The 22,405-nt window shown below is 67.5% G+C and carries 23 protein-coding genes and 3 pseudogenes; 18 read left to right on the forward strand and 8 right to left on the reverse strand.

Going from position 1 to position 22,405, the window contains the following annotated elements:
• The first annotated feature begins 250 nt into the window (after positions 1-250).
• Complete coding sequence (gene rox, locus SACCYDRAFT_RS12895; protein ID WP_005456759.1) at positions 251-1,681, forward strand: rifampin monooxygenase; 1,431 nt, start codon at positions 251-253, stop codon at positions 1,679-1,681.
• Here the strand turns inward: rox and SACCYDRAFT_RS12900 are convergent.
• Positions 1,649-2,314, reverse strand: a pseudogene (locus SACCYDRAFT_RS12900) (RNA polymerase sigma factor); the annotation flags it as partial. The gene rox and the pseudogene SACCYDRAFT_RS12900 overlap by 33 nt on opposite strands.
• A gap of 59 nt (positions 2,315-2,373) precedes the next feature.
• Between SACCYDRAFT_RS12900 and SACCYDRAFT_RS12905 the strand changes: the two are divergent.
• On the forward strand, positions 2,374-2,691 hold the full coding sequence (locus tag SACCYDRAFT_RS12905) for a helix-turn-helix domain-containing protein (protein ID WP_005456432.1): 318 nt from the start codon (positions 2,374-2,376) through the stop codon (positions 2,689-2,691).
• 17 nt (positions 2,692-2,708) lie between these two features.
• Positions 2,709-3,626 carry an integrase core domain-containing protein gene (locus tag SACCYDRAFT_RS12910; protein ID WP_198284920.1) on the forward strand — a complete coding sequence of 306 codons (918 nt, stop codon included), beginning with the start codon at positions 2,709-2,711 and terminating at the stop codon, positions 3,624-3,626.
• On the opposite strand, the gene SACCYDRAFT_RS12915 is transcribed toward SACCYDRAFT_RS12910, so the two are convergent.
• Positions 3,581-4,246, reverse strand: coding sequence for a vitamin K epoxide reductase family protein (locus tag SACCYDRAFT_RS12915; protein ID WP_005456761.1), 666 nt, complete (start codon positions 4,244-4,246; stop codon positions 3,581-3,583). The genes SACCYDRAFT_RS12910 and SACCYDRAFT_RS12915 overlap by 46 nt on opposite strands.
• A complete protein-coding gene (locus tag SACCYDRAFT_RS12920; RefSeq protein ID WP_005438230.1) occupies positions 4,243-4,914 on the reverse strand; it encodes a DsbA family protein in 672 nt (223 codons plus the stop codon). The genes SACCYDRAFT_RS12915 and SACCYDRAFT_RS12920 overlap by 4 nt, the downstream gene beginning before the upstream one ends.
• 86 nt (positions 4,915-5,000) lie before the next feature.
• Between SACCYDRAFT_RS12920 and SACCYDRAFT_RS12925 the strand changes: the two genes are divergently transcribed.
• A complete protein-coding gene (locus SACCYDRAFT_RS12925) occupies positions 5,001-5,363 on the forward strand; it encodes an ArsR/SmtB family transcription factor (RefSeq protein WP_005438228.1) in 363 nt (120 codons plus the stop codon).
• Between the two features lie 69 nt (positions 5,364-5,432).
• Here SACCYDRAFT_RS12925 and SACCYDRAFT_RS12930 read toward each other — a convergent pair whose 3' ends face one another.
• Both SACCYDRAFT_RS12930 and SACCYDRAFT_RS12935 read right to left on the reverse strand, forming a co-directional pair.
• Positions 5,433-6,344 carry a sterol desaturase family protein gene (locus SACCYDRAFT_RS12930; protein ID WP_005438226.1) on the reverse strand — a complete coding sequence of 304 codons (912 nt, stop codon included), beginning with the start codon at positions 6,342-6,344 and terminating at the stop codon, positions 5,433-5,435.
• Positions 6,345-6,392: 48 nt separating this feature from the next.
• Positions 6,393-7,163, reverse strand: a complete 771-nt coding sequence (locus SACCYDRAFT_RS12935) for a helix-turn-helix transcriptional regulator (protein WP_005438224.1) — start codon at positions 7,161-7,163, stop codon at positions 6,393-6,395.
• 183 nt (positions 7,164-7,346) lie between these two features.
• Here SACCYDRAFT_RS12935 and SACCYDRAFT_RS12940 point away from each other — a divergent pair, with 183 nt between their 5' ends.
• The 8 genes from SACCYDRAFT_RS12940 to lnt all read left to right on the forward strand — a co-directional run bounded on the left by SACCYDRAFT_RS12940 (position 7,347) and on the right by lnt (position 14,860).
• Positions 7,347-7,745, forward strand: coding sequence for an ArsR/SmtB family transcription factor (locus SACCYDRAFT_RS12940; RefSeq protein ID WP_005438222.1), 399 nt, complete (start codon positions 7,347-7,349; stop codon positions 7,743-7,745).
• A complete protein-coding gene (locus SACCYDRAFT_RS12945; protein WP_005438220.1) occupies positions 7,742-9,715 on the forward strand; it encodes a heavy metal translocating P-type ATPase in 1,974 nt (657 codons plus the stop codon). Before SACCYDRAFT_RS12940 ends, SACCYDRAFT_RS12945 begins: the two co-directional genes overlap by 4 nt.
• Positions 9,712-10,215, forward strand: a complete 504-nt coding sequence (lspA, locus tag SACCYDRAFT_RS12950) for a signal peptidase II (protein WP_005438219.1) — start codon at positions 9,712-9,714, stop codon at positions 10,213-10,215. Before SACCYDRAFT_RS12945 ends, lspA begins: the two co-directional genes overlap by 4 nt.
• Before the next feature lie 362 nt (positions 10,216-10,577).
• Positions 10,578-10,718, forward strand: coding sequence for a hypothetical protein (locus SACCYDRAFT_RS26360; protein WP_157606506.1), 141 nt, complete (start codon positions 10,578-10,580; stop codon positions 10,716-10,718).
• A 98-nt stretch (positions 10,719-10,816) separates the two neighbouring features.
• Positions 10,817-11,317, forward strand: coding sequence for a hypothetical protein (locus SACCYDRAFT_RS26365; protein ID WP_157606507.1), 501 nt, complete (start codon positions 10,817-10,819; stop codon positions 11,315-11,317).
• 156 nt (positions 11,318-11,473) lie between these two features.
• A complete protein-coding gene (locus SACCYDRAFT_RS12955) occupies positions 11,474-12,136 on the forward strand; it encodes a TlpA disulfide reductase family protein (RefSeq protein WP_005438217.1) in 663 nt (220 codons plus the stop codon).
• On the forward strand, positions 12,133-12,912 hold the full coding sequence (locus tag SACCYDRAFT_RS12960) for a cytochrome c biogenesis CcdA family protein (RefSeq protein ID WP_005438216.1): 780 nt from the start codon (positions 12,133-12,135) through the stop codon (positions 12,910-12,912). Before SACCYDRAFT_RS12955 ends, SACCYDRAFT_RS12960 begins: the two co-directional genes overlap by 4 nt.
• Before the next feature lie 316 nt (positions 12,913-13,228).
• Entirely contained in the window at positions 13,229-14,860 is a 1,632-nt protein-coding gene (lnt, locus tag SACCYDRAFT_RS12965; protein WP_005438215.1) for an apolipoprotein N-acyltransferase, read from the forward strand.
• A gap of 218 nt (positions 14,861-15,078) precedes the next feature.
• Here the strand turns inward: lnt and SACCYDRAFT_RS12970 are convergent, their stop codons facing one another.
• Positions 15,079-15,360 (reverse strand): DUF4158 domain-containing protein, encoded by a 282-nt coding sequence (locus tag SACCYDRAFT_RS12970; RefSeq protein WP_005438214.1) that lies wholly within the window; start codon positions 15,358-15,360, stop codon positions 15,079-15,081.
• 190 nt (positions 15,361-15,550) lie between these two features.
• Positions 15,551-16,634 (reverse strand): annotated as a pseudogene (locus tag SACCYDRAFT_RS12975) (IS110 family RNA-guided transposase).
• Between the two features lie 375 nt (positions 16,635-17,009).
• On the opposite strand from SACCYDRAFT_RS12975, the gene SACCYDRAFT_RS12980 reads away from it, so the two are divergent.
• The 5 genes from SACCYDRAFT_RS12980 (at position 17,010) to SACCYDRAFT_RS12995 (ending at position 19,996) form a co-directional block, all read left to right on the forward strand.
• On the forward strand, positions 17,010-17,417 hold the full coding sequence (locus tag SACCYDRAFT_RS12980) for a signal peptidase II (protein WP_005438210.1): 408 nt from the start codon (positions 17,010-17,012) through the stop codon (positions 17,415-17,417).
• A 293-nt stretch (positions 17,418-17,710) separates the two neighbouring features.
• Positions 17,711-18,079 carry a DUF1707 SHOCT-like domain-containing protein gene (locus SACCYDRAFT_RS25870; protein WP_083844752.1) on the forward strand — a complete coding sequence of 123 codons (369 nt, stop codon included), beginning with the start codon at positions 17,711-17,713 and terminating at the stop codon, positions 18,077-18,079.
• Positions 18,080-18,563: 484 nt separating this feature from the next.
• Positions 18,564-18,752, forward strand: coding sequence for a hypothetical protein (locus SACCYDRAFT_RS26370; protein WP_157606509.1), 189 nt, complete (start codon positions 18,564-18,566; stop codon positions 18,750-18,752).
• 183 nt (positions 18,753-18,935) lie between these two features.
• Positions 18,936-19,172 (forward strand): hypothetical protein, encoded by a 237-nt coding sequence (locus SACCYDRAFT_RS12990; protein ID WP_043536451.1) that lies wholly within the window; start codon positions 18,936-18,938, stop codon positions 19,170-19,172.
• An 83-nt stretch (positions 19,173-19,255) separates the two neighbouring features.
• Positions 19,256-19,996, forward strand: coding sequence for an Abi family protein (locus SACCYDRAFT_RS12995; protein WP_005438202.1), 741 nt, complete (start codon positions 19,256-19,258; stop codon positions 19,994-19,996).
• 149 nt (positions 19,997-20,145) lie between these two features.
• Here SACCYDRAFT_RS12995 and SACCYDRAFT_RS13000 read toward each other — a convergent pair whose 3' ends face one another.
• Entirely contained in the window at positions 20,146-21,186 is a 1,041-nt protein-coding gene (locus SACCYDRAFT_RS13000; RefSeq protein ID WP_232283660.1) for a hypothetical protein, read from the reverse strand.
• A 412-nt stretch (positions 21,187-21,598) separates the two neighbouring features.
• On the opposite strand from SACCYDRAFT_RS13000, the pseudogene SACCYDRAFT_RS13005 reads away from it, so the two are divergent.
• A pseudogene (locus SACCYDRAFT_RS13005) lies at positions 21,599-22,392 on the forward strand (transposase family protein).
• Positions 22,393-22,405 lie beyond the last annotated feature (13 nt).

Raw genomic sequence — 22,405 nt, forward strand, 5'->3', positions numbered from 1 at the left:
GAGGGTCTTTTCGTCCACAGCGGACGCCGCGAACGAGGACTTCGTCTTCCGCCGTTTTCACTGTACCGCGCGTGGGGGGACTTGCGGCAAGGCCCGGGTCGTGCCGCAGAATTCCCGTCCAAGGCCAGGACCTGCGGAAATCCTGGTTCGCGAAATGTGTGCGCTCTTCGCCGTCACGGGGTTCACGGGACGGCACCGCCGGACCGTACGAAAGCGGCTGGGTCGAGAGCGCGGTCAGGGAGGGGATTCGATGTTCGACGTGATCGTTGTTGGTGGCGGGCCGACCGGCTTGATGCTGGCCGGTGAGTTGCGGCTGCACGGCGTGCACGTGCTCGTGCTGGAGAAGGAGGCGGAGCCGACGAGGGTGGTCCGGTCGCTCGGCCTGCACGTGCGCAGTATCGAGGTGATGGATCAGCGCGGTTTGTTGGAGCGGTTCCTCGCGCACGGTCGGCAGTACCCGGTGGGTGGTTTCTTCGCCGGTATCGAGAAACCCTCGCCTGAGCGGTTGGACACCGCGCATCCCTATGTCCTCGGCATCCCGCAGACCATCACTGATCGCCTGCTGGCCGAGCGTGCCGCCGAGCTCGGTGCCGAGATTCGGCGTGGCTGCGAGGTGGTCGGGCTGAGCCAGGACGAGAGCGGGGTGACCGTCGAGCTGGCCGGTGGGGGTGCGCGGTTGCGGTCGCGTTATCTCGTCGGTTGCGACGGCGGCCGCAGCACGGTGCGCAAGCTGCTTGGTGTCGGTTTCCCCGGGGAGCCCGCCAGGGTCGAGACCCTGCTGGGTGAGATGGAGGTGGCCGTGCCGCCGGAGACGGTGGCCGCTGTGGTGGCCGAAGTCCGCAAGACTCAGAAGCGGTTCGGTGTCGGGCCCGCCGGAGACGGGGTGTATCGCGTCGTCGTGCCTGCCGCGGGGGTTTCCGAGGATCGTACGTCCCCACCGGCGTTCGAGGAGTTCAAGCAGCAGCTGCGGGTGGTGGCCGGCACCGACTTCGGCGTGCACTCACCGCGCTGGCTTTCCCGTTTCGGTGACGCCACGCGGCAGGCCGAGCGTTACCGTGTCGGCCGGGTGCTGTTGGCGGGCGACGCGGCGCACATCCACCCGCCGGCGGGTGGGCAGGGCCTCAACCTCGGTATCCAGGACGCGTTCAACCTCGGCTGGAAACTGGCCGCCGAGGTGGGTGGCTGGGCGCCGGTGGGGTTGCTGGACAGCTATCACGCCGAACGGCATCCGGTGGCCGCCGACGTGCTGAACAACACCCGCGCGCAGATGGAGTTGATGTCCCTCGATCCGGGTTCTCAGGCGGTGCGCCGGTTGGTGGCGGAGCTGATGGACTTCGAGGAAGTGAACCGGTATCTGATCGAGAAGATCACCGCGATCGGGGTTCGCTACGACTTCGGGGAGGGGCACGAGCTGCTCGGTCGGCGGATGCGGGAGGTGCGGTTGAAGCGGGGCGGCCTGTACGAGCTGATGCACGGTGGTCGGGGGTTGCTGCTCGATCAGACCGGTCGGCTTTCGGTGGCGGGCTGGGCGGATCGGGTCGACCACGTCGTGGACGTCAGCGACGAGCTGGACGTGCCCGCTGTGTTGCTGCGGCCGGACGGTCACGTGGCGTGGGCCGGTGAGGACCAGCAGGAGCTGCTCGACCGGCTACCTCGGTGGTTCGGCGCCGCTGTCGGTTGAGCGTGCGGCGGCGTCGCGGGCGCGTTGCTGTAGCAGTGCGCGTTCGCGTGCGTTGCGGGTCAGTTCGGCGGCGCGGGTGAACTCGTGGTGGGCTTCGGCGTGGCGGCCGAGTTTGGTGAGCAGGTCGCCGCGCACGCTGGGCAGCAGGTGGTAGCGGGCGAGTGCGGGTTCGTCGGTGAGCTGGTCGACCAGTTCGAGCGCGGCGGCTGGCCCATGGGCCATGGACATGGCGACGGCTCGGTTGAGTTCCACCACGGGTGAGGGGTTGATCCGCGCCAACGCCTCGTAGAGGGCGGTGATGTGGTGCCAGTCGGTGTCGTCGGGGGTGGCGGCGCGGGCGTGGCAGGCCGCGATGGCGGCTTGCAGCACGTAGGGGCCGGGGGTGTCGGTGAGGGTGAGTGCGCGGTCGAGGGCGGTCAGGCCGCGGCGGATGAGTAGTCGGTCCCAGCGGGAGCGGTCCTGGTCGGGCAGCAGGATCGGTTCGCCGGTGGGTCCGGTTCGGGCGCGGGTGCGGGAGGCTTGGATTTCGAGCAGTGCCACCAGGCCGTGGACTTCGGGTTCGGTGGGGGCGAGTTCGGCGATCATGCGGCCGAGGCGCAGGGCTTCGGTGCACAGGTCGGTGCGTATCCACTGTCGCGCGTCAGACTTTGTGGCTCAGGGGTTATGTAGGTTCCTGAGCAGGAGGTATGACGATGAGCCGTCCCCCGGTGTTCCCGGTGGAGGACAAGATCCGGATCGTGCTGAGCGTGCTGTCCGGGGAGATGACGATCGCCGAGGCCGCTCGGCGGAACAAGGTCTCGGAGCAGTCGGTGTCGCGGTGGAAGGCCCAGTTCCTCGAGGGCGGCCGGGCCGGGGTTGCCGAGGGCGGTAAGGCCGGTCCCTCGAGTCGTGAGGAGCAGTTGCAGGCCCAGATCGACGAGTTGACCACGGCACTGGGCGAGGCGCATGTCGAGCTGCGGGTGTGGAAGCGCTCCGCGGAGCGGCTGGCCCCTTCGAGGACCTCGAGGTGATTCGCCAAGACGCGGCGATGCCGGTCTCGAGGTTCACGGCCTTGATCGGCATCCCGCGCCGCACCTATACCCGCTGGATCAGCAAACAGCGCGCCGGGAACCCGCCGAAGGGCCCATGGCCGGCACCGGCGGTCGAGGCGTTCGAGCCGGTCGTGGAGAAGTATGCCCAGGCCTGGCCGGCGTGGGGACACCGCAAGATCCACGCATTGATGCGCGCCGATGGACACGAGGTGTCCGTTTCGACCGTGGAGCGGGCGATGCGGCGGCGGAATCTGTTGCAGTCCACGAAATATCAGGCTGAACGACGAGAGCTAGCCAAGGCCCGTAAGGCTGCGTTCGCCGAGCCGCCTACGGGGCCGAATCAGGTGTGGCAGCTGGATTTCTCTGAGTTCGAGACCACCCGTGGTGGGATCTGGCGGATCGCCGGGTGCGCGGACTACTACTCGAAGTACGAGTTCGGCTGGCACCTCGCGACCACCTGCAACGCCGCCGATGCCGAGCTCGCCGTCCGGATCGCGATCGCCGAGGCCGAGCGGCTGGCCGGTGGCGTGCCGTTGGCCGAGCAGCTCACCAACCCCGAGACCGGGCACATCAAGCGGATCAAGGTGGTCACCGACAACGGTGGCGCCTTCAAAGGCAGCAGGTTCGCCGCGTTCATCGCCTCTCGCCCCGAGCTGCTCCACATCCGCACTCGGCGTCGCTCACCCGGCCAGAACGGCGTGCGGGAACGGGCATTCGGATCGCTGAAGTACGAGCACCTCTACCGGATGGAGATCGACGACGGGCAGACCCTCGCCGCCGAGGCCGAGCGCTACCGGCACGTGTTCAACCACATCCGCCCCCACGAGGCACTCGGCATGCAACGACCGATCGAGATCCACCAGCAAGATCAACAAGCACAACTTTCATCCAAGAAAACTGAGCCAGATTCTTGACGCGGGACAACCAGGGCGATGAGGATGAGGTACCACGTTGTGAGGATCGCACCGTGGTAGCGGAGCAGCGAGCCCGAGAGCGGGCGCAGCGCTGTCGGGAGCGGGAGGTTTCCGGCGGCGAGGTTGTGCAGGGTGGTGTACCAGAAGATCGGAATGGTCACCGCCCAGACGACCATGCAGTACGGGCACAAGGCACCGATCTCGTACACGCTCTGCACGAACAGCCAGTGCACAAACCCCACCCCGAAGAGGGTGCCCGCCTGCAGACCAAGCCAGAACCACCGCGGCAGACGCGCTCCCGTGAGCACCGTTATCCCGATGGTGGCGACCACGGGAAAGGCAACCACGCCGATGATCGGGTTGGGAAACCCGAACACCTCCGCCTGTGGTGTCGACATCACCGAGCCACACGACAAGATCGGATTGATACTGCAGAGAGGAATGTAGTTCGGATCGGCCAGCGAGTTGATCTTCTCGATCAACAGTGCCACCGCGGCCAGCGAGCCAACCGCGCCACCCACGGCCAGCACCCACGCGGCCGCGCGCGTCAGGAAGAAGCGTGTTTCCGGAGCCGCGTTCCGGTCCGGCCCGGATGCCAGCTCCTCTGGTGCGGTAGTCACGGTCGGGCCAGCGCGGACTCGACTGCGGTTCGTAGGTCATCCAGGGACTGTGGTGCGATCATCTCGCCGTTGAGGAAGAACGTCGGGGTGCCCTGGACTCCAAGGGCTTGGCCATCGGCCTGGTCTCGCCGCACGCGGTCCTTGGTCGCCGCGCTGTCCCAGTCTTCACGGAACTGCTCGAGATCGAGCCCGATCTGCCGTGCGTAGCCGAGGAACATGTCCCGTTGTGGTTGCTTACGGTGTCCCCATTCGGCTTGGTTCTCGAACAGCATCTGATACATGGCCTCGAACTTGCCTTGCTCGGCTGCTGCCTGCGCGGTCCATGCCGCGAGTTCGGCGTTCGGGTGGCTGGGGATGGGGAAGTACCGGACCACGTAGGTGATCTGGCCCGCGTACTCCTCGCGGAGCTGCTCCACGGCCGGGTAGGCCGCGCCGCAGGCTTCACATTCGAAGTCGAGGAACTCGACCAGGGTGACCTTGTCGTCGGAAGCCGAGGACAGTCGATGACTGTCGGGACGGACGAGCAGTTCGGCGTTCGTGTTCTTCCCGTGAGCCTCCGCCGGCGGTGCGGTGTCCGGGCGGGTGGCGACCAGCAGAACTGCCACGGCCACGGTGGCCACCGCTGCCAGCACGATCGTGACCTTCAGATTGCGCGTCATCACCTTCATCCTCGCCTCGGCCAGCTTTTGGCCGCTCGAGTCCGAACTCTATACGTGCTCGCCCGAACATATTGACGCTCGTTAGTTTGAGCCTCATGAGTGATGACCGGTGCGAGCTGCTGTGTATCGACTTCGACCACGCGGAGAGCTTGCGTGCGGCGCTTCCGGAGGCCGACCCGCTCGACCGGCAGGCGACACGCTTGCGGGCGCTGGGCGACCCGACCCGGCTGCGGATCGCACATGCCCTGCTGGTCGGAACCGAGCTGTGTGTGTGCGATCTGGCCTGGATCGTCGGCTCATCGCAAGGACTGGTGTCACACCACCTGCGTCAGCTGCGCGCAGCGGGACTGGTGAGCTCGCGCCGGGACGGCAAGCTGGTGATGTATCGGCTCGCGCCCTCGGGGGAGCAGTTGCTGTCGGCGACCACGGCGCCCGAGGTGGAGGCGGATCCGGTATGAGCGTGGACTGCTGCGGCACCGACGCCGCCTCCTGTAACCACGACCAACGATGAGCAGGCTCGACGTCGGTCAGTGAGGTGCTGCGCCGGGCTTTACCTGGGGCAGTGGGTTTGTGTGTGGCTGGTCGGTGGTGCAAGCCCCGCTGGGGCGGAAGGGTTCGGCGAGTTGGGCGAGGTAGCCGTTGGGGTAGTGCGGTTTGGCGGCCATGCCGAGGTCGTCGCTGGTGAAGCGACGTTCGGGGTCGTAGGAGTAGGTGCGGAGTAGGTGGTCCCAGATCAGGGTGAACAGCCCGAAGTTGACGTCGCCGATGCCGGCCCATTTCAGGTGGTGGAAGCGGTGGGCTTGGTTGAGGGCGAGCACGGCGCGCAGGGGGCCGACTCGGTAGTCGACGTTGGAGTGCTGGAGGAGCAGTTGGACCGCGACGCAGAGGGCGAGGGCGTAGGCGACGCTGGTCGGCAGGCCGAGCAGGATCAGGGGGGCGACTCCGGCGGCGGTTTCGATGGTCTGGTGGAGGGGGTGTTTCATCAGTCCGTTGAAGCCGTAGGCGCGTTTGACGCTGTGGTGCACGGCGTGAAACCGCCACAGGGCGGGGATTTTGTGGCTGGCCAGGTGGACCAGGGTGATGCCGAGGTCGGCCACGAGTACCGCGATGAGCACCTGCACGAGGAAAGGCCAGTCATGGGGCCAGACGCCGTCGATCGAGGCGATGGCGGTGAGAATCGGCAGGGCGGCGACGCTACCGAGGGTGACGGTTTCGTTGACCGCGGCGTGGAGGGCGTCGCGTCGGCTGTCGTCGTGTGAAGTGTTCCAGTCTTGCCGATAGGGCAGGACGCGCTCGGCGGCGAAGGAGCTTGCGATGGCCAGCAGCAGCAGGCCGAGAAGCCAGAGTTTGTGGCCGCCGGAGGAGAGGATGGCGATGCCGGTGCCGTTGATGGCCAGGAGCATGAAGGGCACGTAACCGTATCGGATCAGTGTGCGCATGCTGCTGAGCGTGGCGGCTGAGGACCCCGTGTGGCTTGAACAAACTCGCTAACCACTCACAGCGCGCCGCCGGTGCCAGTGCACGGCCCGGGCCAACCCTGACGGGGCCAGGCCGAACATCTCGTGGCAGACCCGGGTGAGGTGGGCGCTGTCGGCGAACCCGGCGGCGTGGGCGGCCTCGGTGAGTGTGCCGCCTAGCCGGGCGTGATCGATCGCGCGCTGCAAGCGCGCCCACCGCACATACGCGCGAAACGGCAAGCCGAGTTCGTCACTGAACAGGTGACCGAGTCGACTGGCCGAGATCCCCACGGCCGCGGCGAGCCGTTCCAGACGGACAGACTGGTCGAGCATGGTGGGTAACACCGCGATCGCCTGCCGCAGCGCGGGGTGCAACGACACTGGGGCAGGCGCGCCCGCCGGAGCCAGCGTGGCGAGAACCTGGTCGACCATCCCGCTGGCGGAGTCACCGACGGCGAGGCTGGTGTCGAGCAGCGGCTGCGCCGCGGATGCCCACGCGGCCACGGAGCCGACCGGCAACCCGGTGCGCCGTACCCGCGCGGTCAACGCCTGGCCCAGCGCCCCATCAGCATCAATCCAGGCCAGCACCCCCGCCCCGCCACCAGCGATCTCGTGTTCGGCCCCGGAGGGAATCACCGCCGCACGGCCCCGCCATTGGGCACCGGATCCGTCACACAGCCACACGAGTTCCTCGGTGGCCAGCACGAGCTGCACCGCCGCGTGCCGGTGCCGGTGCGCGTCGCCTACCTGACCGGCGTAAACCAACCGACCCGGCCGCAAAGCCACGGTGCCCTGCCACATCGTCAGCTCCGCGGCGTGCGGCCGGCACACGGCGCGGCGGACCACACCGCCCGCTCACCGACGGCGGCCACGGTCGCCCAGTGGCTGGCGGCGTCGGGCCCGAGAGTTCCCCGGCACGGTCTCGACCTGACTGGTTGATCGCCGAACCTCGATTCCATCATTTCTCCCTGCTATCATCGCCGTATGGCGATAAATACTAGGGACGGATGTCTCGCAGCGAGTGCGGTGGGTGCGGGCCTGGATCCCGCGGTCGCGTTGTTTCACAGCCTCTCGGACGCCACCCGGTTGGCGATCGTGCAGCGCCTGAGCGGTGGGGAGGCCCGGGTCGCCGACCTGATCGCTGAACTGGGGCTGGCGCAGTCGACGGTGTCGGCGCATGTGGCGTGCCTGCGGGACTGCGGGCTGGTGGTGGGCCGCCCGCAGGGTCGGCAGGTGTTCTACAGCCTGGCCCGCCCGGAGCTGATGGACCTGCTGGCCTCGGCTGAGACGCTGCTGGCCGCGACCGGCAACGCGGTGGCGCTGTGCCCGACCTACGGCACCGACACCACCGGCGACACCGAGAACGAGGAGGTCGTGCGGTGAGCGACGCCTGCGGCTGCGGCAGCGACGAACCCCGCACCGGCGAGGAAGAAGAGCACGAACCGGAACGGCTCTGGCAGGTCACCGAACTGCGCTTCGCCGCGATCGCCGGGGTGCTGCTGATCGCCGGATACGCGGTGGAGTGGGCCGGAGCGGGCTCAACACTGGCGCTCGCCCTGAAAGCGCTGGCCTTGGTCGCCGGCGCCTACACCTTCGTGCCCTCCACGCTGAAGCGGCTGGTCAAGGGCAAGATCGGGGTGGGCACCCTGATGACCATCGCCGCGGTCGGCGCGGTGATCCTGGGTGAGGTCGGCGAGGCCGCGATGCTGGCCTTCCTGTTCTCCATCAGCGAGGGCCTGGAGGAATACTCCCTGGCCCGCACCCGCCGGGGCTTGCGGGCGCTGCTGTCCCTGGTCCCCGAGGAAGCCACGGTGCTGCGCGACGGCAGCGAGACCGTGGTGGCTCCCTCGGAGCTGCGGGTCGGGGACCGGATGCTGGTCAAACCCGGGGAGCGCATCGCCACCGACGGCGTGATCCGCACCGGCCGCACCGCGCTGGACGTCTCCGCGATCACCGGCGAGTCCGTGCCGGTCGAAGCCAGTCCCGGCAGTGAGGTGTTCGCCGGGTCGATCAACGGCACCGGCGTGCTGGAGGTCGAGGTCACCACCACCGCCGAGGACAACTCCCTGGCCCGGATCGTGCGGATCGTGGAGGCCGAGCAGTCCCGCAAGGGCGCCAGCCAGCGCCTGGCCGACCGCATCGCCAAACCCCTGGTACCCGGCGTCATGATCGCCGCCGCGCTCATCGCGGGCCTGGGCAGCTTGTTTGGCGACCCGGGCACTTGGATCGAACGCGCCCTGGTCGTGCTCGTGGCCGCTTCGCCGTGCGCGCTGGCGATCTCCATCCCCGTCACGGTCGTCGCCGCGATCGGCGCGGCCAGCAAGCACGGTGTGCTGGTCAAGGGCGGCGCCGCCCTAGAGGCCCTCGGCCGCGTGCGGGGGGTGGCGCTGGACAAGACCGGCACCCTGACCCGCAACCAGCCTGCCGTGGTCGACGTCGCCACCACCGACGGGACCCCGCGCGAGCGGGTGCTGGAGCTGGCCGCGGCGCTGGAAGCCCGCAGCGAACACCCCCTGGCCCGCGCGATCCTCGCTGCCGTCGACGGCGAGACGATCACCCCCGCGGCCGAGGTGGAGGCGGTCACCGGCGCCGGGCTGACCGGCCAGCTCGACGGCCGCCCGGTGCGGCTGGGCCGCCCCGGCTGGCTGGAAGCCGGGCCGCTGGCCACCGACGTGCAGCGCATGCAGCAAGCCGGGTCCACCGCCGTGCTTGTTGAGGACGACGGCCGCGTGATCGGCGCGATCGCCGTCCGCGACGAACTGCGCCCCGAAGCCGCCGAGGTCATCACCCGGCTGCACTCCGGCGGCTACCACGTCGCCATGCTCACCGGCGACAACCACGCCACCGCCACCGCCCTGGCCACCGAAGCCGGCATCGACACCGTGCACGCCGAACTCCGCCCGGAGGACAAGGCCCGCATCATCAGCGAACTGGGCAGCCAGCGGTCGATGGCGATGGTCGGTGACGGTGTCAACGACGCCCCCGCCCTGGCCACCGCCGACCTGGGCATCGCCATGGGCGCCATGGGCACCGACGTCGCGATCGAAACCGCCGACGTCGCCCTCATGGGCGAGGACCTGCGGCACCTGCCCCACACCCTCGACCACGCCCGCCGCGCCCGCCGGATCATGCTGCAGAACGTCGGACTCTCCCTCGGGTTGATCATCGCCTTGATGCCGCTGGCGCTGTTCGGGGTGCTCGGCCTGGCGGCGGTGGTGCTGGTGCACGAGGTGGCCGAGGTTGTGGTCATCGCCAACGGGGTGCGCGCCGGCCGCGCCAAGCCCTTGGCGATCACCCCCGGCGACCGGCAGGCGCCGCTGGTCCCCACTGCGGCGGTGGGGGCGTCCTCGTGACCACCGGTCACCCCGCCCCCGCCACACGGGCACCCCGTGCACGACTCGCGCTGATCGGCGCGGTAGTCGTGCTGGCCGCGCTCGACCTGGGCCTGAAAGCCTGGGCCGAGCGCGGCCTGACCGACGGCCAGGCGGTGGATCTCGGGATCATCCAGCTGCGGCTGGCGTTCAACCCCGGTGTCGCGTTCAGCCTTGGCGACACCCTGCCCGCCTGGGTCGTGCTCACCGTGACCGGGTTGATCACCGCCGGGCTGGGCGTGTTCGCCTGGCGCACGACCCGCACCGCCACCCTGGCCCTGTCGGCGGCATTGGCGATGATGCTGGCCGGCGCGCTAGCCAACTTCATCGACCGTGTCGCCGACGGCGTCGTGACCGACTACCTGCACACCGGCTGGTTCCCCACCTTCAACGGCGCCGACGTGCTCATCACCCTCGGCGCGATCGCCCTCGTGCTCGCCACTATGCACGCCGAACGCACGGTCGAGACCGGTTCGGGGTGATCAGCTAGGACACAGCAAGGTGAGACGCGTCTGGTCCGCCGTGGGCTCGCGCGCTGGCTGGCCTGGTTCATCGTGGCTTGGGACGTCATTGTCATCCGCATCCAGCCGCTCCTGCGCACGACCTCGACGAGAGGGTGCTGGCCCGGCCCGACGCCTTGCCCGTGTAGCGACCCGCTGCCTGGGCTGCGGGTCCAAGGTCGCACTGCCGGCACCCTCACCTTCACCACCCCGACAGGCGAGCGGGTCACGATCGCTCCGCTCGTGCTCGGCTCGCTGATCGACCGCATCCCCGGGGGCTGAGATGTTCCTACTCGTGCAGACCACACCGAACAGCTTGCGGTTGCACACGGCGGCCGGCGCCGATGCCGACCCGGGTGTGGCAGGCGGTGAGCAGCCAGTTCAGCCCTTGCCGCCACTTCGACGACGTCACCGTGGAAGGCGTCGAGCAACGGGCGCAGCAGTCACCTGGCGGCGAGTACCGCAGGATCGTCCCGCTCCGGTGAACAACCGCCGCGAGCGTCGGGCGAGCTTGCACGTCGGTGGTGTCCGCAGTGCGGGGGTGTGGGTCAGGCACCGCCGACCAGCCTTTACCCTCATGCTCGTGCCTGACGGAACGAGCGCCCCAAGGGCCGTGCGAGCTGGCCTCGCGCGGCTCGTCGCCGTGCTCGCCGCGCTCACCTTGGTGGCACTGCTGCAAGGCGCCCTGTGCGGCAACGCGACGGCGATGGCAACGCCCTGCACCCCGGTGCTCGTCTCGGATGCTGAGCACAGCAGTGGCAGCACCCCGGTGCACTCCGCACCACAGCCCGCCGCGGACACAACCGGCGACTGCGTGTCGCTCTTGCTGTCGGGCAACCACCTTCCAGCGCCAACGCAGCCTGCCGCATGGGCCGCCCCGGCCGACACCACGGGATCACCAAATGATCTCGGTGGTGTTGTCGGACTGTGCCTGGCCATGCTGGCGGTGCTGTTCCTACTCGTCTGGCTGCTGCGGCCCGGCGCGGTCACCGCGCCACCACCGCCGACAACCCCGACGCGATTCGCGCACCGGACACGTACCGGCGCTCCCCGGCTTTCGCAACTCTGCGTCCTGCGCACGTAGACGACTCCACGCACGTCCCCACCCTGTCCAGGCAGGACATGCGGTGTCTGACGTCGAGTCGTTGGCCACGTTTGGCCTGCCCAGGTCGCCCGGAGGTACCTTCCCGTGAATCCTTTCCGTATAGCCGTCTTGTCACGCCGACGGCGGTCCGCCACCATGCGGTGCGCTCCCAGCCGCACGCCCCGTCGCCACTCTCAGCACTGGCGCACTAAGTTCCGCCGCAGGATTACCGGAGCCACCGCCGCTGTCGTTTTGGTGGTGGCCAGTGGCTGCGGCCCCGCAACCACTGGCAGCAGCTTCGAGTTCGCCTCCCCCGGCGGCCAGACCAAGATCTTCTATGATCCTCCCGAGCAGCGCGGAGCGGTGCAGCTGTCCGGGGAAAGCCTGACCGAGCCGGGCCGCGAGTTGTCCCTATCGCAATACGCGGGCAAGGTTGTGGTGCTCAACGTGTGGGGCTCTTGGTGCGGACCCTGCCGTACCGAGGCCGATGACCTGGAAACGGTCTATGCCAAAACCAAGGACAGCGGGGTGCAGTTCCTCGGCGTCAACGTCCGCGACGACCGCAGCGCCGCCCAGGACTTCATGACCAACTTCAAGGTCAGCTATCCCTCGCTGTACGACCCGGCCGGCCGGTCGCTGCTGGCGTTGAAGGGCTTCCCCCGCAGCGTGGTGCCCGCCACGATCATCCTCGACCGCAAGCACCGGGTGGCGGCGGTGTTCCTGACCGCTCTGCTGGAGTCCGACCTGCTGCCCGTGGTGCAGCGCATCGCCGCCGAACAACCAGCCGCCTCATCACCCACCACAGGGGGTCGGCCGTGACTCTCACCGACCTGGCCATCACGGGACCGCTGCTGCTGGCCGCGTTGGTGGCCTTCGCCGCCGGCGCCGTCTCCTTCGCCTCACCCTGCATCATCCCCCTCGTTCCCGGCTACCTGGCCTACCTGGCCGGACTGGTCGGCGCCGAGGCACCTGCGGTGCACGAGGCCGAAACGGCCGCGCGCCGCCGTGACCGCTGGCGGGTCGCCGGCGCGGCTCTGCTGTTCGTGCTTGGCTTCACCATCGTGTTCGGCGCGGCCGTGCTCACCGTGCTCGGCGTGTCGGATGCGTTGCTGGCCAACGAACCACTCTTGCAACGCATCGGCGGCGTGGTCACCATCGCCATGGGCCTGGCCTTCCTCGGCCTCATCCCCGCCCTGCAGCGCGACATCCGGCTGCGCCACCGTCCCCAGCACGGCCTGTGGGGTGCACCTGTGCTCGGCGCGGTCTTCGGCCTGGGCTGGACCCCCTGCCTGGGACCAACCCTGGCCGGTGTCATCGCACTGGCCAGCGGCACCGAGGCCGGACCACCGATCTGGCGCGGTGTCCTCCTCGTACTGGCCTACTGCCTCGGCCTCGGCCTGCCGTTCGTACTGCTCGCGGTGAGCGCCCGCTGGGCGGTCACCACCGCCGGATGGCTTCGCCGACACACCAGGGCTGTCCAGATCACCGGCGGGGTCCTGCTGCTTTGCGTCGGTGTACTGCTGGTGACCGGCCTGTGGGCCGACCTGGTCGCCGTGCTACGCGGCCCCATCGCCGGATTCACCACCCCGCTCTAACACCCAGCGGCCCGAATTCTTGAAGGAACGGTGTGCCCATGACCCGGAACATGAAAGCTTCGTCGGGCCATCCTCAGCTGTGGCACCATGTGCACTCCACAAGCCGAAATATTCGGATTTCCCAACCCCAACCCGCTGCTCGGAATCGCCGGTTTCGCCGTCGCCACCACCACTGGAGCCGTGCTGTTATGTGCTCGGGCGCGACGGCACCATCCGTCGCGCCCGAGCACCCCACGCCCTTCCACATTGTCGAGCAGTTCACGCAGACCCTGAGCCGCTCCCTTGCCGACGAGGACACCACCGGAACAGGGCAGAAATGAGCCAGGTGCTCCCCGCGCAGGGGTCGGGCGAGACCGGCACGCAGTCGACCGGCCGTGCGCGGGACGAGAGTGTCGGGGCTTCCCAAGTCAAGCGACGGTGGGTGGTCTCCATCACCAGCGTCGCTGCCGGGGGTCTGCTGCTGGCCGTCAGCTTCCCGCCCCGCCCGTGGTGGTGGCTGGCACCGGTGGCCTTCGCGCTGCTCGGCCTCGCCCTGCGCGGACGCCGCGCCCGGGCCGGTGCCGGCTACGGGTTCGTGTTCGGGCTGGCGTTCTTCCTGCCGCACCTTTTCTGGATCCAGGACTTCCTCGGCGCCGAACTCGGCCCCGTGCCCTGGCTGGCGCTGTCCACGGTGATGGCCGCCTTCGTGGCGGCCGCATGCGCACTGCTGCCCCTGGTCGGCCGGCTGCCCGCCGCGCCGCTATGGATGGCGCTGGTGTTCCTGGCCCAGGAAGCAGTCCGCTCCCGGTTTCCGTTCAACGGATTTCCGTGGGGCCGAGTCGCCTTCGGCCAGGTCGACGGCCCGTTCCTGTCCCTGGGGTCGATCGGCGGCGCCCCGCTGGTCGGCTTCGCCGTGCTACTCACCGGATTCGGGCTGGCCGCTCTGATCGCACACGTCCACGAGCACGGGCTTCGACCCAGCCCGGCGTGGTGTACACCAGTCTCGGCAGCCCTGGTGCCCGTCATCGCCGCGCTCCTGGTGTGGCCCACGGTCGGCACCGAACCGCAAGACGGCACCCGCACCGTCGCCGTTGTGCAGGGCAACGCCCCCAACATAGGACTCGGGCTACTCGGGCAACGCTCCACCCTGCGCCGCCACCACCTCCAGGCCAGTCAGGAGCTGGCGACCCGAATCCGTTCCGGCGCGCTGCCCCGACCGGACCTCGTGGTGTGGCCGGAGACCGCCACCGAGATCACCGGCCCCGATCAGGCCATCGACAACATCGTCGCCGACCTCGGCGCACCGACACTGATCGGGGCGCTGTACCAGCCGCCCACCGGGTCCAGCCAGAACGCGGTCATTGCCTGGGACCCTCACACCGGCCAGGGCCAGCGCTACGCCAAGCAGGAACTGGTTCCCTTCGCCGAATACATACCGCTGCGGTCCATCGCCGCCCTCTTCACTCCGTTCGCCGACACCACAGACCTGACCGCAGGCACCAGACCCGGCGTTCTCGACATCGCCGACACCACCGTCGGCATCGCCATCTGCTACGAAGCCGCCTACGACCACGTCTCCCGCGAAGCCACCAACCAGGGCGCCCAGCTCCTGGTCGTCCCGACCAACAACGCCTGGTACGGCCGCGGAGAGATGACCTACCAACAACTGGCCATGTCCCGTCTGCGCGCCGTCGAACACGGCCGAGCCGTGATCGTCGCAGCCACCAGCGGTGTCAGCGCGATCATCCGGCCCGATGGCAGTCTCGCCCAGATCACGGACATGTTCACCACCGCATCCCTGATCGAAGACGTTCCCCTACGCCACACCACAACCCTGGCCGACCGCCTCGGACCCTGGACCGAACGCGGACTGACCATCCTCGCCGTCGTCGGAATCCTGGCCGCAGCACACTCACACCAGCGTCCCCGTCACGTGGGCGAGATCTCCAGCGACGACGCCACCTCCTAGTAGACAAACGTGATGACTTATAGACGGACTGGTGACCCCGCTGCGGCGAGCACACAGTCGGGCGGACTCGTGCGGCACCGGCGATGCTGGCGGCTCGTACTCGAGCACAGGGCACAGGGTTATGGACGAGAAGACTGCCGTGGACCGCGGGTTCCCGCACCTCGAGCGCTGCGAAGGAGGCGATAACACCTCGCGGACACGATTCAGCGCATGAACCCTCAACACACGCTCTCGCCGATACCAGAATGCTTTGGCATCCACGGCGGCGTTGCGCGATGATCAACGCAATAGCAGGGGTACCCCAGCCGGAACAACACGCTCGGCGCGTCGTGCTCGACCACACGCGCGAGCAGGAACTCCTCCAGATCCTTCCACTCCGTCCGGCCCGCACGGGTCTGCTTCTGCGCCCCGTACCCGGCCAGATCCGCGATCGGAACACCCAGCTGCACCGCAACGCGCCCACGCCGTCCGGAACGAAACCCAGCCACGGCAACGTGCATAGCCGCCTGATCTCCTCATCAGAGAAGAACCTCGTGGACACCCCAGACACCACCCCACCCCCGAAACGATCAGTGACGGGCACATCCTCACCAACAACCTCCGCAGGCCAACACCGGGCCACCAGCCAAGCAGATCATCCACCAGCTACCACGACACCCTGACCAGCACCGACACGGCTAATCGATGCCCCTATGCGTCAAGCGGCTCGTAGTTCGGCGGCCTTGATTTGCTTGCTAGAGCGGTGTTATGGCTGGTGAGAGCCTTGAAGACTTCGCGCGCCAGGTAGCGTTTGAGGCACCGGATGATTTCCCGCTTGGACTTGCCCTCTGAGGTGCGTCGAGCGGCGTAGGTGCGGGTCCTGGCGTCGTTGCTCAGACGACCAATCGCGAACAGATGCAGAGCCCGGTTGACGTCCCTGTTTCCGCCACGGTTGAGCCGGTGGCGGTTGGTCTTGCCGGAGGATGCGGGGATCGGTGAGACGCCGCAGAGGTGCGCGAATGCTCCTTCCGATCGCAGGCGTTCGGGGTTTTCTCCGGCGGCCCGAGCAGCGCGGCGGCGATGTCGGTGCCCACGCCTTTGATCGCGACGAGGTCCGGGGCTGCCTGCTTGGCCAGTTCTGCGATCTGGCCGTCGAGAGCGTCGATCTCCGTGCTGAGCTGCTGATACCGAGTAGCCAGCGACTTCAGCGCGAGTTTGCAGGCTGCTTCCGGGCTGGTGATCGCGCCCGGTCGCATCCGCGCGGCGGTGACGACCAGCTGCGCCATGGACAGCTTCCGCAGACGGTCACGCAGCTGTTGAGGGGCGGTGATGAGCACGGCGCGGAGCTGGTTCGCAGTCTGTGTGCGGGCCTTCATCGCAGAACGGCGGGCGATCCGCAGCGTGCGGATCATCTCCACCGAGCCGTCGGCGGTCTTCGGCTCACCCAGCACAGTGCCGGATTGCACCACGCGGGCCGCGATTTCGGCATCAACCGCGTCGGTCTTGCCAGCGCGCCGGCGGGTTTGCCGGTTCGGCCGGACTACCTCGATGACCTCCAGGCTCTGCGTCCGCAGATGGCGGGCCAGACCGACGCCGTAGGAGCCGGTGCCTTCCAAGCCGAAGCAGTGCAGCACGCCGAATCCGGTCGCCCAGGACACGAGCTGGTCATGGCCGGCGGTGGTGGTGGGACCATTGTGGTGCCCAGCAGACGCCCGAACTGGTCCAGTGCTGCCGCAACATGGATCTCGGAATGCGTGTCGACTCCCACCGTCACGACAACGTCGGCATCCTGCACACCAGCGGGCACGTGTCCTCCTCGCAACTCGATGACCTTCCGGCCAGCACAACCGGTTGCGATGGAGGGCAGAACTACAGTGGGATCGCTCGGGCTCCTATCAGGCCACATCCTCGCCACCGGCCGCGCCGGTGGCACCCGCCCGACCGGTCGACGTATCGCTTACAAGGCACGACAGGCCCCTTGTTTTTCGAGTCAGACCGGCGGGCAAGCACCGGAGATCATCTTGCCTGTAGATGCTCCGCTTAGCGCTAATGGCTGTTCCGTTGTTCCCCGAGGCCGTACCCACACTGCCCGGCGGCACGCCTGTGGCGGCACGGCCCGCGCCGGTGGGGGCCTCGGCGTGACCCGCACCGAAACCCCGGTGACCTCGCGGTGAAAACCTGGACCACCCACGCGCTGGCCGACGGCCACTCCATCGACCTCGGACTGCTCCAGCTGCGCCTGGCCTACAACCCCGGCGTCGCCTTCAGCCTCGGCGCCACCCTGCCCAGCTGGATCGTGCTCACTGCCACCGCACTGATCACCGCCGGGCTGGCGGTCTTCGCCTGGCGGACCGCCCCCACCGCCAACCTCGCCACGCGTCTCGGCCTGGCCACCATGCTGGCCGGAGCCGTGGCCAACCTCGCCGACCGCGGCATCGACGGCGTGGTCACCGACTACCTACACACCGGCTGGTGGCCCACCTTCAACCTCGCCGACGCGCTCATCATCGGCGGCGCCGCGCTACTCATCCTCGCCGCGCTGCACACCACACCAGCATCCACACCGAAAAGGAGATGATCCTGATGCTGACCTACTGCTGCGACGACCCGGGCGGCCCGCCCGAGGCCTGCGGCTACAAATGCTGCTGAACCCACGCCCGGCCGGGCACCGCCACGGAAGGTCGTGGATGTGATACGGCCTTGGCCCGCTGCTAACACGCCCTTGCGTCCGTCTCGTCGGCTGGCGCTCCACCAGCGGCAGCCGGCAAAGAGCAGGCGGATACTGGTTAGCAGGCACGCTGACCGAGGAAGCCTCGGGCTCAGGGCGTGTTGCCCCAGGTAACGGCATGCAGGTGGAAGGCAGTCGCCGCGATGGGTTGCATGATGGGCGGTATGATGGCCGGGACACTCATCTGGGCGATCATTGGCCTGGTGGCGCTAGTGGTCCTTGTCGCTGGTGGCATGTGGGCTGCTCGGAGGCTGCTTGCACCCACTGCACAGCATCGTCTCACCCCGCCACCGCGCCCAGCCGAGCCGATTCGCGAGACATCGGTCCCCGACAGTCAACGTGCCGCGGATGTCGATCGGCAACAGGTCATCGAAACGCTGCAGACGCATGTCGCTGCCGGGCGGCTGACACTGGACGAATTCGAGCAGCGCAGCAATGAAGCCACTCAGGCACGCACCATCGGTGAACTGCGTGCCGTACTGGCCGACCTCCCCTATCAGGCTTTCCGGTAGCGGAAGCCAAAAATCAACTCTTGCGCTTTCACAGGTACGGTCAGAGACCATGGGGCTACTTCCGGTCGTGCGCAGGTGACCAGCGCTGACGTTGTTGTCTGTGTGCGCTACCGGAACGCCCAGCAGCATCACTCAATGGCTGGGTTCGCCCCTCATCACTTAACTTGCCATGGCTATGAGCGAGACAACACGGCCCCGTACGCGGATAGTGCACGAGGCGCACGCGCAGCTGCAGTCGCTGCTCGGCGAAGCATGGACGATCTCCTTCGACGAGCCCCGCAGGCTTGAGGAACGCGCCTCGCGCTGCCCTTCGCGTTCTCCAGTAGGCGGACCGTGTTGCCGATACCCCTGGGGTGACTGAATCCCGTCAATTTCGCCGCGCTCGTGAACGCCGTGCAGCCAAAGCGGACCGCGGCTTCCGAAACGCGGAGTGGAGATTGAGCTGTTCCGGACAGTATGCGACGACGATCCCGAGGATAGTTACGTGTCCTGGCACGCGGAGTGGAGCCTGCAAGGCAGCAGCAGCGGCACCGAGGACAACGACGAAGATCTCACCGTCCTGGTCGACGCGATCCTGGCCGATGTGCACCCGATGGCCGACCGATACGTACTACGGCTGGACCGTCGATGGAGACCTGGAGCAGAGTGGGACGGTCATCGACGCTATCGCTGAGCTGGGCGGGCAGTTGCCGACGGTGGTGACATGACCGAGTTACAGGTCTCCACCAGCCCGCGCATGACCTGGCTGTGGGCACCTGACGAACACGCAGCTCAGCGGGCACGAGAGATCACTAGCGGAAGTTCCGCGACGCATCGGGGCTAGGCGCTCGCGCTGGTCACGGACGTCGGCATCGGCGTGGAGGCTCTGGCGGCGTGTGAGGAGCTTGCTAAGGCCGGTTTCACCTTCACCTGGCACGGCTCCGAGCATCCAGCCACGGCCGGGCCCGCGACGTCAGCGCGGCGGTTCGGTGCGAACGTGCTCGATCACGTCACACCGGCAGCGTCCGCACAGAATGATGTCGACGTCGGCGACCACCTGGCCAGCGAGCTCGAAGCCACTTCGCGCCCCTGTTCGAACTGGCTGCAGAAATGACTAAGCCCCGCGGTGCCTAACCCGGCTCTCTCGAGCCGCGCCAGAGGACAGTTGCCGCGGGGCGATGCCCCTAGGATACGCATGTGACAGCCGGGGAGCAAACCAACACCGTGATGGCCGCCACCGCCCAAGGCGCACGTTCGACGCTCTCCATGGCCGACTTGCAATCATGGCTGAGTGCTCCCCGCTTGAATACCTACCTGGCTGCCTGCAACCAGGACCGCGACCTAGCGCTTGAGCTCTACTGCTGGAATAGCCAGCTGGCAGCCGCAGCTCTGGTCGACACCTGCCACCTCGAGGTAGCCCTACGTAACGCCTACGACCGCGAGCTGAGCAAGCGCTTCCCGAACTGGTCGGTCGATCCCGACAGCGACCTGTTTCGCCGGACACAGGGCCATGGCCGGGCAGTCACCAAGCAGGTCGAGCTGAACAAAGGCAGCGTGGCGGCGCTCACCGCAGCGAAGCGTGGCCTCGGCGCGACCCCGAACCACGGCAAGGTCCTCGCGGCCACGACGTTCGGGTTCTGGGTCAAGCTCACCGACCGCGACCGGACCGCCACGTTCTGGACGCCGATGCTCCGGCGTGCTTTCCACGGCACCCCCACGCGCGGCGAAGTCCACGAGCGGGTCGCCCGCATCAACAAGTTCCGCAATCGCCTCGCCCACAACGAGCCGGTCTTCTCGACAACCTCCGGTCTTCATGACCGATTACGCGACATCGAGGAGCTCTTCGACTGGGTCGCACCGTCGGCCGCCGCCCACGTTCGCGCGACCTCCACGGTGCCGTCCCTCATCGCCCAGTGCCCGGTTTCCGGCTTGCTGTGAACAGCGATTCCGGCCGGATTAGCTGGCGGCCGCAGGTTCGGTGAACTGAATGGAAGCCGTGACCTCACGGGTGCAAGTAAACCGAGGCTTGAGCCTGGTGAGCTCTCACCCGCACCTGGTGACCCGTCGATCACGAACGGCGTGCTTGCCTACCGCATCGGTTGTGCCACATGTATGTAGTACGAACGGTCTTCGTACTCATCGAAGGTGAGACCCAGCTCCTCCCATATCGACTTGATCGCGACCTCTCCAAACCTGGCCACGGCCAGATCCGCAGCGGCGAAGTCTTCGCGTGAGGGCAGTAGGGATGTGTCGTGCACTGCGGTCAGAACTTGTGTCCACGCAGGTTCAAGGTAAAGGCTGGCGCCTGGGTTGCTGGTCATCATCGGACCCGCGAAGGGCCCACCAGTTTGGGAAGCGTCCTCGCAGGCTTGCGCGTGGGCGAGGAGGGTGAAGACCTGGTCGGTCTCCGTAACCACTTGCCTCCACAGGGCGTCGAGGCTCGTCCGGCATTCCCGATAGCTCTGGACAAGGTCAGGCCAGCCAGGGTGAATATGCGAGTCCAGGACCTGTGCGAGTTGCTCACGGTAGTCCTCGACACCAGCCCATATGTGTCCCTGGTGGAGCCGAACCCGTTCGCCATCCTGTTCGGCAGAAGCGAAGTGGCCGAGAATGATGCTCGCGATTCGGTCCGCGCGGTACTCATCGGTTGCCGTACGTGTGATGCTCCTGGCCAATTCCGTTGGAGTTTCTGAGGGGAACGGCACGTCATCGAGCACACCCGAATCGGCACGCATGCGGTTGATCAGCGGGTGGGTGAGTTCGTGTGCCAACACGAAGATCGAGTGCGCGGTGGTCTGCTCATCAACCGCGGTGCTGAGCACGTTGTGGTTCACAACGATCGTTACCCGGGACGAGTCCGCGCTCTGTGCGATGTTTTTGGCCACGGCCGTCCCGCCGAGTCGATCAGCCCCGTACGTGACTGTTTGCCCGCCATCTACTCGGGCTACATCGAGGATCTCCTGCGTGGTTGCGACGAAGTCCGGGGTCCAGAGGAGATCGACCTCGACATCCGGCATCTCATCCTCAGCGAGCCCTGCGATCAGTTGGTGCACTGAGTCGGCATACGTCGCCAAACCAAGGTCGAGATCGGAAACGCGGCTGGTGTCCTGCCGCATGATGTGAGGCACGGGAACGACTATGCCACCTCGATCTGACATCACAGGCAGCACGCACGAGACCCGACCATCTTGGGGCCGACCAGATGTCTAAGCTGCTAAGCACTCGCCCCAGCCTCTGCGTCGTTAGAAAGTCTGGCTCCCTTTACGATCGGTCGATGCCGCGCGACCCGCTGGTTCACTTCTGCGCGCAGATCACAAATGCGGCAGCAGTCAGCAGCGCCAGCATCCCCCGCGGTGCGGCGGGCCTTGTCAGTGGATCAGACACGTCTTTTCCTTGGGCGGAGAGTTTCTGGACAAGGAGCGTTTTCCATCCTGTTGAGGATCAGGCTGGCAGGATGACGGCGTGGTGCCGCTGGAATGGGTGAAGCTCCTGGTAGACGGGCGATTGCTGAGATCAACTCGTCCGACCAGGAGCTTCAGAGTGCTTGTCTACCACTCGTCGATGCCCGTATCCAAGCGTGCCCTGCAGGTTTTTTCTGACGCGCTCCGTCATCGCCGCGCGGTGATGGGAAGTCGGTGGCGGCGGCTCTCGGCTGGCGAGCAGGCGTTGCTCGTGCTCGCGTACTTGAACAAGGGCGAGACCTACACCGCCCTGGCCAGTGGGTTTGGAGTAGGCACCACCACGGTGTTCCGCTACGTCCACGAAGGCACCGACGTTCTTGCCGCCACCGCGCCGACGCTGGACAAGGCGCTCGATGTCGCCCGCCGCAAGGCATTCGTCGTCCTCGACGGCACGTTGTTGTCGATCGACCGGGTCGGCACGGCCTCGGGCTATGACCGCGCGTTCTTTTCTGGCAAGCACAAACGGCACGGCGTGAACGTGCAGGTCATCGCAGACCCTGCCGGCAGATTGATCTGGGCCTCACCCGCACTTGCCGGAGCACGGCACGACATGGGCGCCGCTCGCGAGCACGGCCTGATCGACAGGCTCAACACCATCGGGGTCCGTGTCATCGCTGATACCGCCTACCAGGGTGGCGGGCCCACGATCCGGGTTCCGCAGCGCCGACGCGCCTCGACCCCGACACCGGCCGCTACCGGCGCCTGTCTCGCGCACAAAAGCAAGTCAACGCCGCACACGCCCGCCTGCGTGGTCCGGGCGAACGGGCCAACGCGCAACTCAAGTCCTGGCACATCCTCCGCAAGATCCGCAGCTGCCCCAGTCGAGCAACTGACCTGGTCAAAGCCGTGACAGCGCTCATCCAAATCAGCTGAAACCAAGATGGAA

This window comes from Saccharomonospora cyanea NA-134 (assembly GCF_000244975.1).
In the GTDB taxonomy this organism is placed as follows: domain Bacteria; phylum Actinomycetota; class Actinomycetes; order Mycobacteriales; family Pseudonocardiaceae; genus Saccharomonospora; species Saccharomonospora cyanea.

Excerpts from the sequence above, each read along its gene's own strand:
- rox (WP_005456759.1), top strand. The coding sequence starts at position 251 with ATGTTCGACGTGATCGTTGTTGGTGGCGGGCCGACCGGCTTGATGCTG.
- SACCYDRAFT_RS12905 (WP_005456432.1), top strand. The coding sequence starts at position 2,374 with ATGAGCCGTCCCCCGGTGTTCCCGGTGGAGGACAAGATCCGGATCGTG.
- SACCYDRAFT_RS12910 (WP_198284920.1), top strand. The coding sequence starts at position 2,709 with ATGCCGGTCTCGAGGTTCACGGCCTTGATCGGCATCCCGCGCCGCACC.
- SACCYDRAFT_RS12920 (WP_005438230.1), bottom strand. The coding sequence starts at position 4,914 with ATGAAGGTGATGACGCGCAATCTGAAGGTCACGATCGTGCTGGCAGCG.
- SACCYDRAFT_RS12925 (WP_005438228.1), top strand. The coding sequence starts at position 5,001 with ATGAGTGATGACCGGTGCGAGCTGCTGTGTATCGACTTCGACCACGCG.
- SACCYDRAFT_RS12930 (WP_005438226.1), bottom strand. The coding sequence starts at position 6,344 with ATGCGCACACTGATCCGATACGGTTACGTGCCCTTCATGCTCCTGGCC.
- SACCYDRAFT_RS12935 (WP_005438224.1), bottom strand. The coding sequence starts at position 7,163 with ATGTGGCAGGGCACCGTGGCTTTGCGGCCGGGTCGGTTGGTTTACGCC.
- SACCYDRAFT_RS12940 (WP_005438222.1), top strand. The coding sequence starts at position 7,347 with ATGGCGATAAATACTAGGGACGGATGTCTCGCAGCGAGTGCGGTGGGT.
- SACCYDRAFT_RS26360 (WP_157606506.1), top strand. The coding sequence starts at position 10,578 with ATGCCGACCCGGGTGTGGCAGGCGGTGAGCAGCCAGTTCAGCCCTTGC.
- SACCYDRAFT_RS12955 (WP_005438217.1), top strand. The coding sequence starts at position 11,474 with ATGCGGTGCGCTCCCAGCCGCACGCCCCGTCGCCACTCTCAGCACTGG.
- lnt (WP_005438215.1), top strand. The coding sequence starts at position 13,229 with ATGAGCCAGGTGCTCCCCGCGCAGGGGTCGGGCGAGACCGGCACGCAG.
- SACCYDRAFT_RS12970 (WP_005438214.1), bottom strand. The coding sequence starts at position 15,360 with ATGCACGTTGCCGTGGCTGGGTTTCGTTCCGGACGGCGTGGGCGCGTT.
- SACCYDRAFT_RS25870 (WP_083844752.1), top strand. The coding sequence starts at position 17,711 with ATGGGTTGCATGATGGGCGGTATGATGGCCGGGACACTCATCTGGGCG.